Annotated in this window: 19 protein-coding genes; 5 read left to right on the forward strand and 14 right to left on the reverse strand. The window is 61.0% G+C overall.

Annotated elements, in window-relative coordinates; genetic code table 11:
* The 3 genes from BW967_RS06270 to BW967_RS06280 all read left to right on the forward strand — a co-directional run bounded on the left by BW967_RS06270 (window position 1) and on the right by BW967_RS06280 (window position 1,857).
* Complete coding sequence (locus BW967_RS06270; protein ID WP_076484194.1) at window positions 1-222, forward strand: hypothetical protein; 222 nt, start codon at window positions 1-3, stop codon at window positions 220-222.
* 152 nt (window positions 223-374) lie between these two features.
* Window positions 375-557: a hypothetical protein gene (locus tag BW967_RS06275; RefSeq protein ID WP_076484195.1), complete on the forward strand. Its 183-nt coding sequence runs from the start codon at window positions 375-377 to the stop codon at window positions 555-557.
* Between the two features lie 85 nt (window positions 558-642).
* The gene (locus tag BW967_RS06280) at window positions 643-1,857 is read left to right on the forward strand and encodes a UbiH/UbiF family hydroxylase (RefSeq protein ID WP_076484196.1); all 1,215 of its coding nucleotides are present in this window, start codon (window positions 643-645) and stop codon (window positions 1,855-1,857) included.
* A gap of 25 nt (window positions 1,858-1,882) precedes the next feature.
* Here BW967_RS06280 and urtE read toward each other — a convergent pair whose 3' ends face one another.
* The 8 genes from urtE to BW967_RS06320 form a co-directional block, all read right to left on the reverse strand.
* Complete coding sequence (gene urtE, locus BW967_RS06285) at window positions 1,883-2,578, reverse strand: urea ABC transporter ATP-binding subunit UrtE (RefSeq protein WP_076484197.1); 696 nt, start codon at window positions 2,576-2,578, stop codon at window positions 1,883-1,885.
* A gap of 1 nt (window position 2,579) precedes the next feature.
* Complete coding sequence (urtD, locus tag BW967_RS06290; protein ID WP_076484198.1) at window positions 2,580-3,320, reverse strand: urea ABC transporter ATP-binding protein UrtD; 741 nt, start codon at window positions 3,318-3,320, stop codon at window positions 2,580-2,582.
* Window positions 3,317-4,543, reverse strand: coding sequence for an urea ABC transporter permease subunit UrtC (urtC, locus tag BW967_RS06295; RefSeq protein WP_076484199.1), 1,227 nt, complete (start codon window positions 4,541-4,543; stop codon window positions 3,317-3,319). The genes urtD and urtC overlap by 4 nt, the downstream gene beginning before the upstream one ends.
* Before the next feature lie 88 nt (window positions 4,544-4,631).
* On the reverse strand, window positions 4,632-6,614 hold the full coding sequence (gene urtB / locus BW967_RS06300) for an urea ABC transporter permease subunit UrtB (RefSeq protein ID WP_076484200.1): 1,983 nt from the start codon (window positions 6,612-6,614) through the stop codon (window positions 4,632-4,634).
* Window positions 6,615-6,676: 62 nt separating this feature from the next.
* The gene (urtA, locus tag BW967_RS06305; protein WP_076484201.1) at window positions 6,677-7,969 is read right to left on the reverse strand and encodes an urea ABC transporter substrate-binding protein; all 1,293 of its coding nucleotides are present in this window, start codon (window positions 7,967-7,969) and stop codon (window positions 6,677-6,679) included.
* Window positions 7,970-8,202: 233 nt separating this feature from the next.
* Entirely contained in the window at window positions 8,203-8,829 is a 627-nt protein-coding gene (gene ureG, locus BW967_RS06310) for an urease accessory protein UreG (RefSeq protein ID WP_076484202.1), read from the reverse strand.
* The gene (locus BW967_RS06315) at window positions 8,826-9,473 is read right to left on the reverse strand and encodes an urease accessory protein UreF (protein WP_076484203.1); all 648 of its coding nucleotides are present in this window, start codon (window positions 9,471-9,473) and stop codon (window positions 8,826-8,828) included. Before BW967_RS06315 ends, ureG begins: the two co-directional genes overlap by 4 nt.
* Window positions 9,460-9,969: an urease accessory protein UreE gene (locus BW967_RS06320; protein WP_076484204.1), complete on the reverse strand. Its 510-nt coding sequence runs from the start codon at window positions 9,967-9,969 to the stop codon at window positions 9,460-9,462. The genes BW967_RS06315 and BW967_RS06320 overlap by 14 nt, the downstream gene beginning before the upstream one ends.
* Window positions 9,970-10,047: 78 nt before the next feature.
* On the opposite strand from BW967_RS06320, the gene BW967_RS06325 reads away from it, so the two are divergent.
* Window positions 10,048-10,389 carry a hypothetical protein gene (locus BW967_RS06325; protein WP_076484205.1) on the forward strand — a complete coding sequence of 114 codons (342 nt, stop codon included), beginning with the start codon at window positions 10,048-10,050 and terminating at the stop codon, window positions 10,387-10,389.
* 5 nt (window positions 10,390-10,394) lie between these two features.
* On the opposite strand, the gene ureC is transcribed toward BW967_RS06325, so the two are convergent.
* The 6 genes from ureC to BW967_RS06355 form a co-directional block, all read right to left on the reverse strand.
* Entirely contained in the window at window positions 10,395-12,101 is a 1,707-nt protein-coding gene (gene ureC / locus BW967_RS06330) for an urease subunit alpha (RefSeq protein ID WP_076484206.1), read from the reverse strand.
* Window positions 12,101-12,406: an urease subunit beta gene (locus BW967_RS06335; RefSeq protein ID WP_076484207.1), complete on the reverse strand. Its 306-nt coding sequence runs from the start codon at window positions 12,404-12,406 to the stop codon at window positions 12,101-12,103. The genes ureC and BW967_RS06335 overlap by 1 nt, the downstream gene beginning before the upstream one ends.
* 9 nt (window positions 12,407-12,415) lie before the next feature.
* Complete coding sequence (locus BW967_RS06340; protein ID WP_076484208.1) at window positions 12,416-12,718, reverse strand: urease subunit gamma; 303 nt, start codon at window positions 12,716-12,718, stop codon at window positions 12,416-12,418.
* A 9-nt stretch (window positions 12,719-12,727) separates the two neighbouring features.
* Window positions 12,728-13,540, reverse strand: coding sequence for an urease accessory protein UreD (locus BW967_RS06345; protein WP_076484277.1), 813 nt, complete (start codon window positions 13,538-13,540; stop codon window positions 12,728-12,730).
* 138 nt (window positions 13,541-13,678) lie between these two features.
* Complete coding sequence (locus BW967_RS06350) at window positions 13,679-14,137, reverse strand: Lrp/AsnC family transcriptional regulator (RefSeq protein ID WP_076484209.1); 459 nt, start codon at window positions 14,135-14,137, stop codon at window positions 13,679-13,681.
* Window positions 14,134-14,592: an Lrp/AsnC family transcriptional regulator gene (locus BW967_RS06355; RefSeq protein WP_076484278.1), complete on the reverse strand. Its 459-nt coding sequence runs from the start codon at window positions 14,590-14,592 to the stop codon at window positions 14,134-14,136. Before BW967_RS06355 ends, BW967_RS06350 begins: the two co-directional genes overlap by 4 nt.
* Before the next feature lie 126 nt (window positions 14,593-14,718).
* On the opposite strand from BW967_RS06355, the gene ilvC reads away from it, so the two are divergent.
* Window positions 14,719-15,741, forward strand: a complete 1,023-nt coding sequence (ilvC, locus tag BW967_RS06360) for a ketol-acid reductoisomerase (protein ID WP_076484210.1) — start codon at window positions 14,719-14,721, stop codon at window positions 15,739-15,741.
* Window positions 15,742-15,763 lie beyond the last annotated feature (22 nt).

Here is a 15,763-nt window from a genome sequence, read left to right on the forward strand (position 1 = left end):
ATGACCATGACCACCGCCGACACCGGCATGATGTCGGCTGCCTCGCACGGCCACGACGAGAAAAAAGACTACACTTTCGCGATGTACATCATTGCAGCCGTCGTGATCGGGATCATCGCAACCCTCGTCGTCACGATGGGCCTTGGCGGTCTGATCCTGTTCGGCGTTGGCGCGACCTGGTTCATGCTCGCCCTTCTCGTGGTGATGACCGCGGGCGGCTGAGCGCCTTTTGACAGTTTCGAAAACGGCCCGGGCTTGCCCGGGCCTTTTCATTTTCTGCGACCATTTGCGACATGGCCCGAATCCAAATCACGATTCAATTATTCATATATTGATCATGCATAAATACCCGCATTGCGGGGGAAAGGATCACTATGAGCACGGCACAAGCGACTTCGGGCAAAGGCGGCGCCTTTGTGATGTATTTGGTGGCGCTGATCATCATCGGCGGCGCGGTGGCGGGCTTCATGATGGGCGGGGTCTTCTTGATGACCGTCTGGTTCGTGATCCTGACCTTCCTGATGCTGGCTCTGATGGTGTTGATGTCCATTTCCTGACGCGACACGCGCTTCTTGCATGCGGACAGATTGAATTCAGGTCCACCTCGGGCCATCTTATGGCGGGACATCAAGGGAGACCGCCATGACCGATGCCACTGCGCCGCGGCAACAGACTGATATTGTAATTTCCGGCGGCGGTGTCGCGGGCCTTGTGGCCGCCGCCGCCTTCGGGGCGTCTGGCTTCACGACGATCTGCGTTGATCCCGCGCCACCTGTCACCGAAGAAGGCGCGGCGGGGGCGGATATGCGCACCACCGCCTTTTTGCACCCGTCCCGCGTGATTTTAGAACGCGCCGGGCTTTGGGCGCGGCTCGCCCCTCATGCGGCGCCCTTGCAAGTGATGCGGATCATTGATGCGGGCGGCGAAACGCCTGTCGCACGGCTCACCCGGGATTTTGACGCGGCGGATCTGTCTGACGAGCCCTTTGGCTGGAACTTCCCGAACTGGCTCTTGCGGCGCGAAATGGTCGCCCGGCTCGCCGAATTACCGCTTGTCGATTTCCGGCCCGGCGTGGCGACCACCGGGCTTGTGACCCGTGATAGCGGTGCGGAAGTCAGCTTTTCGGATGGCACGCGAGTTACGGCGAAGCTGGTGATTGGCGCGGATGGGCGCAATTCCTTCATCCGTGAAGCGGCAGGGATTTCCGTTAAAACAACGCGCTACGGGCAAAAGGCGCTGGTTTGCGCGGTCACCCATGAGCGCCCCCATGAAAACGTTTCAACCGAGGTGCACCGCTCAGGCGGCCCCTTCACGCTGGTCCCACTGCCTGACCGCGATGGCGTGCCCTCTTCCGCCATTGTCTGGATGGAGCGCGGGCCCGAGGCGGAACGACTGGCAGAACTCCCCGCGGCAGAATTTGAAGCCGCAATGACCGAACGCTCGACTGGCGTTCTGGGGCCGCTCACACTCGTCACGCGCCGCGCGCTTTGGCCGATGATCACGCAAATCGCCTGCCGCTTCTCGGCCCAGCGCGTGGCGCTGATTGCCGAAGCCGCACATGTGATCCCGCCCATTGGCGCGCAGGGGCTGAACATGAGCCTCGCCGATCTGCGGTGCCTGCTTGATCTCGCCGAAAAAGACCCCGGCCATCTGGGCGAAGAAGCGATGCTGAGCGCTTACCATCGTCGCCGCTGGCCCGAGGTAAAGGCGCGTGAGGTGGGGATTGACCTCTTGAACCGCGCCTCAATGCTCGAACCGCGCCCGCTGCGCGATTTGCGCGCCGGGGCCTTGGGCGCGCTTTACGCGCTCAAACCCGTGCGCAAGACGCTTATGAAAGCGGGGCTCGGCGTGCGCTGACAGGGTGACAGGGGGCAGCGCCCCCTTACACGCTCACCACTTCGCGCAACGCTTCGCGCGACAGGCTTTCTTTCGTGCCTTCCATCGCCACCGCACCGCGTTTGAGCACATAGAACCGATCCCCCAAGTCATGGGCGAAATCGAAATATTGTTCCACCAGCACAATCGCCATGCCTTTGGTATCGCGTAGATATTTGATCACACGGCCAATTTGCTGGATGATATTGGGCTGAATGCCCTCGGTCGGCTCATCAAGAAGCAGCAGTTTCGGCTTCATCAGCATCGCGCGCGCAATGGCCAATTGCTGTTGCTGCCCGCCCGACAAATCGCCCCCGCGCCGATTGAGGAACTCTTTAAGGATCGGGAACAGCTCATAAATCTCGTCCGGGATAAACCGTTCCGAGCGCGGCAGCACCGCAAAGGCCGTTTCCATATTCTCGCGCACCGTCAACAGCGGGAAGATCATCCGGCCCTGCGGCACATAGCCAAGGCCGCGCCGTGCCATCGCTTGTGGTGGCACCTTGCCCACCGTCTGCCCATCGAGCGTGACCGACCCGCCCGAGCGTGGATGCGCCCCGGCAATCGCCTTGAGAAGCGAGGTCTTGCCCACGCCGTTGGTGCCCATGATGCAGGTCACCTCGCCCGCCCGGGCCTCCAGATCAATGCCATAAAGGATCTGTGATCCGCCGTAATGAAGCGTAAGCCCTTCGGTTTTCAGCATCTTATCGCCCCAAATACACTTCGATCACTTGTTGGTTCGCGGTGACATGGTCAAGCGAGCCTTCGGCCAGCACAGACCCTTCGTGCAGCACCGTCACCTTGCAATTGAGCCGCCGGACAAAGTCCATATCGTGCTCGACCACCACCACAGCATGGGTCTTGGCCAAATCCACGAGCAGGCTTGTGGTCTGCTCGCGCTCCGCCAAAGTCATGCCTGCGGCGGGTTCATCCACCAGCAAAAGGCGCGGTTCTTGCGCCAAGAGCATCCCGATTTCGAGCCATTGCTTTTGCCCATGCGAAAGCTCACCCGATTTGCGGGCCAGCGCCTCGCCCAAGCCCACCTGCACGGCGAGTTCTTCGACCCGCGCATGATCGGCACCGGCGGGTTTCCAAAACAACACCCGCCACGGGCTGCGATGCGCCTTCAGCGCCATCATCAGGTTTTCGGCCACGGTCTGATCTTCAAAAACCGTGGGGCGTTGGAATTTGCGGCCAATACCTTCGCGGGCGATTTGCGCCTCGTCGAGCTTCAGAAGGTCAATCGAGCGCTCCCCCCACAGCACCCTGCCCCCGTCCGGCCGGGTTTTGCCGGTCACGATATCCATGAAGGTTGTCTTGCCTGCGCCATTTGGCCCGATCACCGCGCGCAACTCCGCCGCGCCGATGGAGAAGCTGAGGTTGTTGATCGCGCGGAACCCATCAAAGGTGACCGAGATACCAGAAACTTCCAGAAGACCGCTCATTCCTGTGCCTCCCGTTCTTGCAGCGCGCCATCATCGGGCCCAAGCGGGGCGCCCCGCCGTTGCGGCGGGCGCAACCCGTCAAACATATCCACCAGCCCTGAAAGCCCCTTGGGCGCGAACAGCGTGACCATCACGAAGCTGAGCCCCAACAGCACCTGCCACCAATCAACCCATTTGACCGTGTAAAAGCCAAGGTTGAGGTCAGGCGCGCGCCCTCCGGTGAACCATGTGGAAACGAGCGACACAAAGGCCGCGCCAAGCACCGCGCCCCAAAGCCGCCCCCGGCCCCCAATCGCCACCCAAACGGCAAGGTAGATCGAGGCAATGGGCGCAATTTCAGCCGGGTTGATGATGCCCGCTTGCGGGTAATAAAGCGCGCCCGCAATGGCGGCGATCAGCGCGGTGAGGGTGAAGACGAAAAGCTTATAGCCCTCGACCGGGTAGCCCAAAAAGCGCACGCGTGCCTCGTCATCGCGGATTGCGCGCATCACCGAACCAAACTTGCCAGACACGGTGAAAGCAGCCGCCAAGTAGCCCAAGCCCAGCGCCAGGGCCGAGGCCCACAGGAACCAGACCGAAAGCCGATCTTGCCCGGCCCAAGCCAGCCCGGGGATGTTTTGCAGCCCCGAAAGCCCGTTGTTGCCGCGCAAGCCAGAGTCATTTTGGAAGAGGTAAAGTGCCAGCGCGAGCGTCATCGCTTGGGTGAGGATCGACAAATAAACCCCCGTCACCCGCGAGCGAAACGCGAGCCAGCCAAAAACTAGCGCCAAGAGCCCCGGCACCAAAAGCACCAGCGCCAGTTGGAAAGGCAGCGACCCCGCAAAGGCCCAGATTGCGGGCAATTCCGAGGTGCCCACGACACCAAAGATTTGGCTGGCGATGGCATCAGAAAGCTCTTGCGGGGTGAGCGGCAGGCCAGCGCTGGATTGCATCACAATATCGCGCGTGCGGGCATACATGAGCCACATCCCAACCATGTAGCCGCCAAGCCCGAAAAAGGCGAAATGGCCAAGGGACAGGATCCCCATATAGCCCCAGACAAGGTCCATCGCGATGGCGATCAGGCACAGGCAAAGCGTCTTGCCCAGCGTCTTCACCATCGAGGTGGAGATCAACTCCGCCCCATAGGCGTTCGACAGGAAGGTGATCACCAGCGTGAAGATCGCCAAGGCCGAGAGAAAGATCAGAACCGAAGGGTTCTTGGAAAGAAAACCTTGGGTCATGCGCGAGCCTCCACCGGCCGGGGGGCCAGCCCCCCGGTTCCCCCGAGATATGTGCAGCAAGATGAAAGAGCGGGTGTGTGTTGCATGATCAATCCCCCGCCGCGCGGCCCTTGAGCGCGATAATCCCACGCGGCCGGAACTGGATGAAGATGATGATGAACAAGATCATATAAGTCTGCGCGGCAAGCGTGTTGGAAGGGTTGAGCGCCTCAATCCCCTTTTGCAACCCGCCCACAAGCGAGGCCCCGGCGAGCGTGCCCCAAATGTTGCCAACACCGCCCACAACCACCGTCATGAAGCTTTGCACGATGTAATCGGCCCCAAGCTCGGACGTGACCTTGGCAAAAAGCCCGATCGCGACGCCCGCAATACCGGCAATGCCCGAACCCAAGCCAAAGGTAAGCATGTTGATCTTGTCGGGGTTGATCCCCATCGAGGCCGCCATTGAGGGGTTTTGCGTCACCGCGCGCACCTCGAGCCCAAGCCTTGTGCGGCTCATCACGAACAAGAAGAGGCCCAGGAAGATCAGCGCCAGCACAAAGATCGCAATGCGGATATAGCTGATCCCCACGATGTCATTGAGCACCCAAGCCCCGTCGAGCCATTCGGGGGCGGTCAGCGGGCGCGCCTGTGTACCGAAGATGTTCTTGAAAAGCTGTTGCAGCGCGATCGATATCCCGAAGGTGGCGAGCAGAGTTTCGAGCGGGCGCCGCACCAGATGGCGGATCACTAGGCGCTCCATCGCCACGCCCGCCGCAAAGGTCACGGCAAAGGCCAAGGGCAGCGCGACCAAGATCGAGAGCGTGTAATCCGAGATATAAAGCTGCACCACATAGCCGGTGTAAGCGCCCATGGTGATGAATTCACCATGCGCCATGTTGATGACCCGCATCACCCCAAAGGTGACCGCCAAGCCAATCGCGGCGAGGAAGTAGATCGAGGCAAGCGAAAGCGCGTCGAGCGCGAGGTCCGCGCCCTGCATCGCCTCCACTTTGAAGGACACCGATTTCAGCGCCGCCGCGGCCGCGGTGGTCACCGCAGCATCGGGTTCGGCATAAATCTCGGCGTAGCGGTGCGCGGCAACGGTTTCAGCAACCTCTGCATCCGTCGCGGCAGCAGGAACCAGACCTGCGGCTTCCAGCGCATCATAAGCTTCATCGCGGCGGGCGGGGGTGTCTAGCTCGGCGAGCGGAATGCCCGCAACGGCACCATTTTCGATATGCGCTTCCAAAGCGGCGCGCAAATCGGCGCGGGTCAGGCGTGCGGGGGCGCGGTTTTCGGCCACCAAGAGATCATAGGCTTCTTCGGCGGTGAAACCGGGCTTTCCGGGGCGAAGTTCTTGCGCCACGTTACCCTCCGGCGCGCCCTCAAAAGCGCGCCGAGTGGTGGCGAGAAGCGGGTTGAGGCTTGCACGGAAATCAAGCCCCAGATCAGCCCCAAAGCTTTCAATCGCGGCAACACGGTCCGCCGAGCTTTCGCCATAGCGAATGGTCAACAGCCCCAGAAGGCGTTCCTTCTCGGCCTTAATCTCTGCATCCGGTTCAGTCGGGATAGAGGCTGCCAGCGGCGCAAGATGCTCGGCGCCGCCATCGCGCGAAAGCGCCACCAGCGCGGCACGGCGTTTGGCAATATTTGCGTCCGAAAGTTGGAATTCGATCAGCGCAGCGGCAATAAGGCCGCGCACCCCGGCATTCGGTTTGATCTCAGAAATCTCTTTGCGCGGCGCTTCCCCCATGAGCGCGCCCGTCACCGGGTCGCTAAGCAGGTAGACACTGCCCTTACTCTCCACAAGGAAAATGCCGTTGTCGGATTTTCGCTCCCCCAACCGCTTGTCGGCCCAGGCCTCAAGGAATTCGGGCGCACCGGGCCCCGCCGCGCCAATGGCCGCGATGATCGGACCAATGGTTTTGCGCGAGGGTTTGGCGATGGATTTCGCGTTTTCGGCAATCACCGCAGCAAGCCCAGTAAGGGGCGCTTCAGCCGTGACGGGCGACTGGGGCGGGGCCTCTTGCGCATGCACGGGCATCGCAAGGGCAAAGCTGGCGGCCAGCGCCAGAAGCAAGCGTCGCATGGGAGATCCGGGGTTGGGGAAGGGGGCCGAAAAGCCCCCTTCGATGAGCGTTTGAAATCAGATCAGTAGTTGGATTTGATCTGCACGCAGGTCTCGGTCTCGGTGTTGTACATCCCGCAGCCAAGCGTTTGCCAATCCGATTTCAACACCGCCGATTCCGGCAGGAAATCGGTCCAAGCATCGCCCGGCACCGGGTCGGTTTCGCTGATGATGTCGAACTGACCATCTTCCAAGATCTCGCCGATCAGCACCGGCTTGGTCAGGTGGTGGTTCGGCAGCATGGTCGCGGTCGAGCCGGTGAGGTTCGGGAACTCTTGCCCGATCATCGCAGCGGCCACGGCGTCGGTCTCGGTCGAACCGGCTTGCTCCACCGCATTCACCCACATGTTGAAGCCGATATAGGTGGCTTCCATCGGGTCGTTCGTCACGCGGTCCTCGCCCATTTTCGCCTTCCACGCGGCGACGAATTCGGTGTTCGCTTCGCTTTCGGCGCTTTCAAAGTAGTTCCACGCAGCCAGCTGACCGACGAGGTTTTTCAGATCGCCCTCGCCAAGGCCGGAAAGCTCTTCTTCGCCAACCGAGAAGGCCACAACCGGGATATCTTCGGCAGTGATGCCCGAAGCCGCGAGTTCTTTATAGAAGCCGATGTTGGCATCGCCGTTGATCGTCGAGATCACGCCGACCTTTTTGCCATCCGCACCAAGCGCTTTCACGTCGGCGACGATCTTCGACCAGTCGCTGTGGCCAAAGGGGGTGTAGTTGACGAAGATGTCCTCCGCCGCGATGCCCTTTTGCTGCAGATAGGCTTCGAGGATGTTGTTCGTGGTGCGCGGGTAGACATAGTCGGTGCCGAGCAGCGCGAATTTCTCAACGCCAAGTTCGTCAAGGAAGTAGTCAACCGCCGGAATCGCTTGCTGGTTCGGCGCAGCACCGGTGTAGAACACGTTTTTGGAGCTTTCTTCGCCCTCATATTGCACCGGGTAGAACAGCAAGCCGTTCAGTTCTTCGAGCACCGGCAGAACCGATTTCCGGCTGACCGAGGTCCAGCAGCCAAAAATCACGTCCACATCATCAACGGTGATCAGCTCACGCGCTTTTTCCGCAAAGAGCGGCCAATCGGAGGCCGGGTCCACGACAACCGCTTCGAGTTGCTTGCCCATCAAGCCGCCCTTGGCGTTTTGCTCGTCGATCAGCATCAGGACCGTGTCCTTCAGCGTGGTTTCCGAAATCGCCATCGTGCCCGAGAGCGAGTGCAGAACGCCCACTTTGATCGTGTCGCCTTCGGCCGCGGCCATGCCAGCGGTGAGCGCAAGGCCGAGCGCGGCCCCCGAAAGCAGTTTGCCAATCCCTGTCATACGGTCCTCCGTGGGCGCCAAAAGGCAGCGACGCCCCGTTCATTGTTCGTGTTGATTTTCGTGTCGGGTCACACCCGCGTGACAGAGAAGACCGAAGGCGCTGCGGCGCGGCAAGTTGGCGGTCAAGCAGGGAAGAGGCCAAGATTAGTATTTGTTCATTATTTAAGCAAACGCCCGAGACTTGCGCAAAGCTCGGGCGAGAAATTAACAGATTTGGCACAGCCCTTGCGTCATTACGCAGGAATCGGCGCAAGCTCCAATCCGCCCTCCTGCACCAGAAATGCGACAATTTGGTCGATTCCGGTGCCGTTTTTAAGCTGCGCCATCACATAGGGGCGCGGGCCACGGGCGCGTTTGGTGTCTTCCTCCAAAAGCACCGGGTCCACGCCGACATAGGGCGCGAGGTCGGTTTTATTGACCACCAGCATATCGGAGCGCGCGAGCCCCGGCCCGCGCTTGCGCGGAATGTCCTGCCCGGCGGCGGTGTCGATCACATAAATCGTCAGATCGGCGAGTTCTGGGCTGAAGGTGGCGGCAAGGTTATCGCCCCCGGATTCCACCAAGACCAGATCGAGATCGGGGATCTCTTTTGTCAGCTCCGCAATAGCCGCAAGGTTGATCGAGGCATCTTCGCGAATGGCGGTATGCGGACAGCCCCCCGTTTCTACGCCCCTGATCCGCGCGGCGGGCAGCACTTGGGCGCGCATCAGCGCCTCGGCATCCTCGCGGGTGTAGATGTCATTCGTCACCACGGCCATCGAACACCGCTCTGCCAAGGCGCGGCACAACTGTTCGGTCAGCGTGGTTTTGCCAGAGCCGACGGGACCACCGATCCCAACGCGCAAAGGTCCATTGCTCATGTCTTGAAGATCCTTACATCCAGCGTTTCATGCGCGGCTGATTGAAGCTCAGCCCGAAAGGCGGTTTGGGCCAGATCCGCGGTCGTTGCCGTGGCCGCCCGTTGTGCGATTTGGGCAATTGGCCCGTGCAGCGCCGCCAAAACCCGTTGCCCCGCCGCTTGTCCCAAAGGGATAAAGCGCACCCCGGCAGAGACAAGGTTAGAGGCAAAGGAATGTTGGAAAAGCGCAATCACCTGCTCTGTTGGAATAGCCAAGTCGCGCGCGGCTTCCGCTACCGCCAAGGGCAAGGGCAAGGGCATCGCATTTGTGCTGCCCTCAGTCATTTCGGCCCGCGCCTTGGCAAAGGCCGCGCCTTGCTCTTCGGTTTCTTTCAGCCGCTCGGCGGTGCCGGCGAGAGCGCGCGCCAGATCGGCCAGCGCGCCTAAATCTTCGCCGCGCAACCCACTGGCCAAAAGCACCGCATCATTCCATCCCGCGCCATGCTCCAAAATGTCCGTCAGCCAGTCCAGCAAGCTGGCCTCTGACGTGACCTCCCCTTCACTGACCGCCTGCTCCAGCCCGTGGCTATAGGCAAAGGCCCCGGTTGGGAACGCGGGCGAAAGCCATTGCACAAGGCTTAAAAGCGCCAGATCAGGAGTGGACATGGAACCCGCCGTGGCCATGCGCGTGGCTGTGGCCGTGATCATGCCCCCCATGGTCGTGCCCCATCGTGCGGCCCGTGCCATAGGCGCCACTTTCCGGGCGAAACGGCTCCATGTGTTTTTCGACCTTGGCGCCGAGGCCTTTCAGCATCGCCTCCAGCACATGATCATCGCGAATGACCAGCCGCCCCGCTTCAATCTGGCAGGGCGTGTGGCGGTTGCCGATATGCCACGCGAGCCGCGTCAGATCGCCGGTGATCACCAAGACCGGCTCCAGCCCACAACGCACCTCGATGCGCCGACCATCCTCAAGCGCGAAAGCTTCGCCGCCTGTCAGGTTCACCACCTCCGGCAGATCGACCAGAAAATCGGCGCCAGAGGCCGCGACCAGCCGTTTGCGGCGCAAAAAACGCCCCTCGTAATCCAGCGCCACATAGTCCGCCGCGTCAGACCAGCTTCCCGCAGCCAAAACCTTCGTGGCGCGTTGCGTGATCGTCATGGTTTTTCTCCGCCTTTAGAGCTTTCTTAAACATGAATCGGCAAGCTGAGAGGCGTTCACCCAGCCCGGGAGCCCGCCATGACCGCAACTGCCGCCCCCTCACCCGCCGAGGAACTCACCCAAATCCGCGCCGAAATCGCGCGGTTACGGCTGCGCGAGGCAGAGTTGAGCGAAATCGTGCTGCGCGACACCGCCTTGCCGAAGATCGCCACCATGCACAAGGCCACACTTACAACCCGGCGCGAGCGTGTGTTTGATCCCCGGCTTTTGCCTTCTGAGATCCGCCTCGACCCGGCTTACAGCCGCGAAAAGGTTCGCCGCGTCTTGCGCGAAGGCCCCGCCACGGCCACTGACCCCCTTGAGGCCGCCGAGGTGCCCGCGCGCGCCACACCGCGCACGCGGTTCCTCGCTAGCCTTTAACCCCCTTAGAACAGGAAGTAGCGCTGCGCGAGCGGCAGGCTTTCCGCCGGTTCGCAGGTCAGCAACTCGCCATCGGCGCGCACCTCATAGGTTTCGGGGTGCACCTCGATTTGCGGCGTCGCAGTGTTGAGCTTCATATCCGACTTGCCGATCTTGCGGGTATTCGCCACCGCCAACACCTGCTTTTCAAGCCCGAGGTTGCCTGCAACGCCCTCAGCCTCTGCCGCGGCAGACACAAAAGTCGCGCAGCTTGCAAAGCGCGCTTTTCCAAAGGCCCCAAACATCGGCCGCGTATAGAACGGCTGCGCCGGGATCGAGCCATTCGGGTCGCCCATTTGCGCCGCCACGATCGAGCCGCCCATCAGCACCATTTCAGGCTTCGCGCCGAAGAAGGCCGGGTGCCATAGCACCAGATCGGCGCGTTTGCCCACCTCGACCGAGCCGATGTGATCGGCCATGCCGTGCGTGATCGCCGGGTTGATCGTGTATTTCGCCACATAGCGGCGCGCACGCATATTGTCGTTTTCGCCGACCTCTTCCGCCAAGCGCCCGCGCTGTTTTTTCATTTTATCCGCGGTTTGCCAGCAGCGAATGATCACCTCGCCCACACGGCCCATGGCTTGGCTGTCCGACGAAATGATCGCCATCGCGCCCATGTCGTGCAGAATATCTTCCGCCGCGATGGTTTCCTTACGAATGCGGCTTTCAGCAAAGGCCACGTCTTCGGGCACTTTGTTATCAAGGTGGTGGCAAACCATGAGCATATCGAGATGCTCTTCGACCGTGTTTTTGGTATAGGGCCGGGTCGGGTTCGTCGAAGACGGGATCACGTTTTGCGCCGAGACGACCTTCAAAATATCGGGCGCGTGGCCGCCCCCTGCCCCTTCAGTATGGAAAGCGTGGATCGTGCGGCCCTTGAAAGCGGCGAGCGTGTTTTCCACGAAGCCCGACTCGTTGAGCGTGTCGGTGTGGATCATCACCTGCACATCCATATCGTCAGCCACACTCAGGCAATTGTCGATCGCCGCAGGGGTGGTGCCCCAATCTTCGTGCAATTTCAGCGCCGAAGCGCCTGCCTTCACTTGTTCCACCAACCCTTCGGGCAGCGACGCATTGCCCTTGCCCGCAAGCGCAAGGTTCATCGGGAAAGCTTCAAAACTTTGCAGCATCCGCGAAATATGCCACGGCCCAGGCGTGCAGGTGGTGGCAAGCGTGCCATGCGCGGGACCCGTGCCGCCGCCCAGCATCGTGGTGATGCCAGAGGCGAGCGCATCTTCGATCTGTTGCGGGCAGATGAAGTGGATATGTGCATCCATTCCGCCGGCGGTTAGAATTTTTCCTTCACCGGCAATGATTTCCGTGCCCGGCCCGATGATCAGCGTCACCCCCGGCTGAGTATCGGGGTTGCCCGCCTTGCCGATGCCCGCGATTTTGCCATCGCGCAGGCCCACATCGGCTTTGTAAATGCCGGTGTAATCGAGGATCAGCGCATTGGTGATGACGGTATCCATCGCCCCGCCGGACCGCGGCGTTTGGCTTTGGCCCATGCCATCGCGGATCACTTTGCCGCCGCCGAATTTGACCTCCTCGCCATAGGTGGTGAGGTCTTTTTCCACCTCGATGATCAGATCGGTATCGGCGAGCCGCACCTTATCCCCCGTGGTGGGGCCAAACATATCGGCATAGGTTGCGCGCGAAATCAGGCTCGGCATCAGAGATCCCCCATCACTTTGGCATTGAAGCCGAACACCCGGCGGTTGCCCGCAAGCGGCACAAGGCGCACTTCGCGCGATTGGCCGGGTTCAAACCGCACGGCGGTTCCAGCTGCAATATCAAGGCGGTAGCCGCGCGCGGCCTCACGATCAAAGCTCAAGCCAGGGTTGGTTTCTGCGAAATGGTAGTGCGAGCCCACCTGCACCGGGCGGTCGCCCGTATTGGCAACCATCAGCGTGACCGCCTCGGCGCCTTTGTTCAGCTCAATATCCCCATCGGCGGGGAAGATTTCTCCGGGAATCATCGGCTTACCTCAGCGGATCGGGTGGTGAACGGTGACAAGCTTGGTGCCATCGGGAAAGGTGGCCTCGACTTGGATCGAATGGATCATTTCCGGGATGCCATCCATGCATTGATCACGGGTGATAACGCTTGCACCCGCTTCCATCAGATCCGCGACCGAGCGGCCCTCGCGCGCACCCTCGACCACGAAATCCGAAATGATCGCAATCGCTTCGGGGTGATTGAGCTTCACCCCACGCTCCAGCCGATTGCGCGCCACCATAGCGGCAAGGCTGACCAGCAGCTTTTCCTTTTCGCGCGGTGTCAGGTTCATCGCTTTCCCTCAGGTTTGCCAGACGCGCGGCGGCGGGCTGCCCCGGCGCAACGCATTCATCAGTTTCAGAATTTGTTTGCGCAGCGGCCAGCCATCTTCGGCCAAAAGCCGCACCACGCATTTGCCATCAAAGCCCGAGGCCGCCGCCTCGACACCCGGTTCGCTGAGCACTGTCCGTGCCGCGCCCACTGCATCTTCGGCCCCCGGTGCGCAAAGCACTAGCGTTGCAAAGGCGCGAGCCGGGCCCAAGAGCGCAGAGCGCGGACCTTTGGCAAGAATGTTGGAATTGAGCAAGAAGGGCTCAAAAAACACTGGTTTTCCGGCGCGCTCAATTCGGCGCATGTCGGAAAACTGCAAGTCCTGCACAACCTCACCCATTGCGGCGCGGCCCAGAACCACCGCCTCGAGCAGCAAACAGCCCGCATCAGAGGCGAGTTCAACGGTGGTTTCGCGCGCCAGATTGGCACGGTCAAAGAGAATGGTTTCTTGCGGTAGCCAATCCAGCCAGCCCCCTGGCCCGATCTGATGCAGAACTTGCACCTTTGCAGCGCCCGCATCAGCGCGATAAGCGCGCTCGGCCGCTTGCGTTGTGGCCACCGCCCGCGTGCCGCCTTTAAGATCAAGCCCATAGTGGAGGGTGTCGCCCGAGGTCAGCCCGCCCGAGGTGTTCAGAAACACCACCTCCGGCACGCCGCGCACATGCGGCAACAGCGCCTTGGCCGAGCCTTGCTGGCGGAGCGTGGTGAGCCGCCCAGCATCAAAACCCACGGCGGCATGGCCGTGGCTGCGCTGATGGCGGACGGGGCGCGCGGTGTCGAACATCAAAACCTCCGGGCCGATCTGACGCAAGGAAGTGGGCAGCGTCCATGCCCCGCGCGACAGCAGGGGCCAGCAAGAAGGCGGCCAGATCAAACGCGCCCAACTTTACAGCCACTTGCACAAAAAATACGCCACAATGAATCACCCCAAGGGGCCGGGGCGCCGCTCCTCGCTCAACATCACATTGGCCTCGATCTGCCCCGCCCCCGGCAAGGTCATGATCCGGCGCCGCAGCACCCGCTCAAAATCTGCGATGTCACGCGCCACAACTTTTAGCCGATAATCGAACCGCCCCAACACGTGCTGCACCACCTGCACCTCTGGGATGGCGCGCGCCGCGCGTTCAAAATCTTCGAAAGAAATCCGCCCTTTGATCGCCAGCTTCACGCCCAGAAACACGGTCACCCCAAAGCCCAAAGCGGGCAGATCCAACACCAGTCGCCGCCCTGCCAAAACGCCCGCATCTTCAAGCCGTTTCACCCGACGCCATGCGGCGGGCTGAGACAGACCAAGCCGCCGCCCCAACTCCCCGGCCCCAAGCCCCGCATCTGCGGAAAGCGCACGCAAGATCGCACGATCGGTATCATCCAGCGCGATCATAGTGGCAGCTCCGCACTGTCTTTGAGCGTAGAGATCAGCATCAGCGAATCCATATCCGCGATATGCGGGAGCGCCAGAATCTGCGCGCGGTATATTTCTTGATAATGCGCCATATCGCGCGCAATCACGTTGAGCCGCACATCGGTTTGCCCGGTAAAGGTCTGTATCTCAATCACTTCGGGCACATCGCGGGCAGCCGCGATGAATTCATCAAAGGCGCGCGGATGCGCCTTTTCCAACGTGAAACGCAAGGAAACCTCGACTTCCCAGCCGAGCTTGCGCCAATCGATCACCGCCTCTTCCCCCCGAATAACCCCGCCCGCGCGCAGCTTTTCCAGCCGCCGCCACAGGCTCGCGGGCGTCACCCCGGCCCGCTCGGCCAATTCTGCACGCGCCAGCCCCGGAGCGGCCAGCATCTGCCGCAAGATCCGCCGATCCACATCATCTACTTGCATGATATTTTCGCCAATCAAGTTTCTTGAGCATGACTTTTACTGAATGAGCCCAATTTTTACAAATAAAGAACGCATCCTCTTTGCAGGCTGCCTATTGTTACGGCATCGGATAAATGGAGGAACGCCATGCGCGTCTATTACGATCGCGATTGCGATGTGAACCTGATCAAGGACAAAAAAGTCGCCATCGTTGGCTACGGCAGCCAAGGCCACGCCCACGCGCTGAACCTGCGCGACAGTGGCGCGAAAAACGTTGTCGTCGCGCTGCGCGAAGGCTCCGCCACGGCGAAAAAATGTGAAGCTGAAGGCCTGACCGTGATGGGCATCGCCGAAGCCGCCGCTTGGTGCGACGTGATCATGCTCACCATGCCCGACGAACTCCAAGCCGAAACCTACAAAAAATACATCCACGACAACATCCGTGAAGGCGCCGTTTTGGCGTTTGCCCACGGCCTGAACGTGCATTTCGGCCTGATCGAGCCGAAACCCGGCGTTGACGTGGTGATGATGGCGCCGAAAGGCCCGGGCCACACCGTGCGTGGCGAATATGTCAAAGGCGGCGGCGTGCCCTGCCTCGTGGCCGTCGACACCGACGCGACCGGCAAAGCGATGGACGTTGCGCTTTCGTACTGCTCCGCCATCGGCGGTGGCCGTTCGGGCATCATCGAAACCACCTTCCGTCAAGAATGCGAAACCGACCTGTTCGGCGAACAAGCCGTGCTCTGCGGTGGCCTTGTCGAACTGATCCGCATGGGCTTTGAAACCCTCGTGGAAGCCGGTTACGAGCCGGAAATGGCCTATTTCGAGTGCCTGCACGAAGTGAAGCTGATCGTCGACCTGATCTACGAAGGCGGCATCGCGACGATGAACTACTCGATCTCGAACACCGCCGAATACGGCGAATACGTTTCGGGCCCGCGCGTTCTGCCCTACGACGAAACCAAAGCCCGGATGAAAGGCGTGCTGACCGACATCCAAAACGGCAAATTCGTCCGCGACTGGATGCAAGAATGCGCCGTGGGTCAGCCTTCGTTCAAAGCGACCCGCCGCAACAACGATGCGCACCAAATCGAAAAAGTCGGTGCCGAACTGCGCGCCATGATGCCTTGGATCGCCAAAGGCAAAATGGTCGACAAAGAGCGCAACTAATTCAGTTTTCCTCCTTGAAAAG

The organism is Rhodobacter aestuarii (assembly GCF_900156655.1).
Classification (GTDB): Bacteria; Pseudomonadota; Alphaproteobacteria; order Rhodobacterales; family Rhodobacteraceae; genus Rhodobacter; species Rhodobacter aestuarii.

Coding starts and splice junctions, on each gene's coding strand:
- BW967_RS06270 (WP_076484194.1), top strand. CDS start 1: ATGACCATGACCACCGCCGACACCGGCATGATGTCGGCTGCCTCGCAC.
- BW967_RS06275 (WP_076484195.1), top strand. CDS start 375: ATGAGCACGGCACAAGCGACTTCGGGCAAAGGCGGCGCCTTTGTGATG.
- BW967_RS06280 (WP_076484196.1), top strand. CDS start 643: ATGACCGATGCCACTGCGCCGCGGCAACAGACTGATATTGTAATTTCC.
- urtE (WP_076484197.1), bottom strand. CDS start 2,578: ATGCTGAAAACCGAAGGGCTTACGCTTCATTACGGCGGATCACAGATC.
- urtD (WP_076484198.1), bottom strand. CDS start 3,320: ATGAGCGGTCTTCTGGAAGTTTCTGGTATCTCGGTCACCTTTGATGGG.
- urtC (WP_076484199.1), bottom strand. CDS start 4,543: ATGACCCAAGGTTTTCTTTCCAAGAACCCTTCGGTTCTGATCTTTCTC.
- urtB (WP_076484200.1), bottom strand. CDS start 6,614: ATGCGACGCTTGCTTCTGGCGCTGGCCGCCAGCTTTGCCCTTGCGATG.
- urtA (WP_076484201.1), bottom strand. CDS start 7,969: ATGACAGGGATTGGCAAACTGCTTTCGGGGGCCGCGCTCGGCCTTGCG.
- ureG (WP_076484202.1), bottom strand. CDS start 8,829: ATGAGCAATGGACCTTTGCGCGTTGGGATCGGTGGTCCCGTCGGCTCT.
- BW967_RS06315 (WP_076484203.1), bottom strand. CDS start 9,473: ATGTCCACTCCTGATCTGGCGCTTTTAAGCCTTGTGCAATGGCTTTCG.
- BW967_RS06320 (WP_076484204.1), bottom strand. CDS start 9,969: ATGACGATCACGCAACGCGCCACGAAGGTTTTGGCTGCGGGAAGCTGG.
- BW967_RS06325 (WP_076484205.1), top strand. CDS start 10,048: ATGACCGCAACTGCCGCCCCCTCACCCGCCGAGGAACTCACCCAAATC.
- ureC (WP_076484206.1), bottom strand. CDS start 12,101: ATGCCGAGCCTGATTTCGCGCGCAACCTATGCCGATATGTTTGGCCCC.
- BW967_RS06335 (WP_076484207.1), bottom strand. CDS start 12,406: ATGATTCCCGGAGAAATCTTCCCCGCCGATGGGGATATTGAGCTGAAC.
- BW967_RS06340 (WP_076484208.1), bottom strand. CDS start 12,718: ATGAACCTGACACCGCGCGAAAAGGAAAAGCTGCTGGTCAGCCTTGCC.
- BW967_RS06345 (WP_076484277.1), bottom strand. CDS start 13,540: ATGTTCGACACCGCGCGCCCCGTCCGCCATCAGCGCAGCCACGGCCAT.
- BW967_RS06350 (WP_076484209.1), bottom strand. CDS start 14,137: ATGATCGCGCTGGATGATACCGATCGTGCGATCTTGCGTGCGCTTTCC.
- BW967_RS06355 (WP_076484278.1), bottom strand. CDS start 14,592: ATGCAAGTAGATGATGTGGATCGGCGGATCTTGCGGCAGATGCTGGCC.
- ilvC (WP_076484210.1), top strand. CDS start 14,719: ATGCGCGTCTATTACGATCGCGATTGCGATGTGAACCTGATCAAGGAC.